Origin of the sequence: Erysipelatoclostridium sp. MSK.23.31, from assembly GCF_019125875.1 — a bacterium.
GTDB lineage: Bacteria > Bacillota_I > Bacilli_A > Erysipelotrichales > Coprobacillaceae > Thomasclavelia > Thomasclavelia ramosa.
Window position 1 is genome coordinate 1 of record NZ_JAHOCB010000135.1, and the last position, 380, is coordinate 380.

The 380-nt window shown below is 38.2% G+C and carries 1 protein-coding gene; it reads right to left on the reverse strand.

The window, feature by feature from the left end; all coding sequences use genetic code 11:
• On the reverse strand, nucleotides 1-380 hold a 380-nt coding region (gene rpiB, locus KSU54_RS18665), incomplete at both ends, for a ribose 5-phosphate isomerase B (RefSeq protein ID WP_254210237.1).

Sequence of the window (380 nt, forward strand, 5' to 3'; positions counted from 1 at the left end):
ATTCTAACTTGATGACGCCCACCTTCATACTCACCAGTTAACCAGGCATCAACAATCATTTTTGCAAGTTCAATTCCTACTACTCGTGCGCCAAAAGCCAGCATATTAGTATTATTATGCTCTCTTGATAATTTGGCTGAATATGGCTCACTACATGTCACACAGCGAATTCCATTTACTTTGTTGGCAGCCAAAGAAATTCCTACGCCTGTTCCGCAGATTACGATACCTTTATCAACCTCACCATTTACAACTGCATTAGCGACCGCTTCACCAGAAACTGGATAATTAAATCTTTCACTGCTATCAGTACCATAATTGATTACTTCATAGCCATATTTTGCTTCAATATACTCTCTGATCACATTTTTATATTCAAC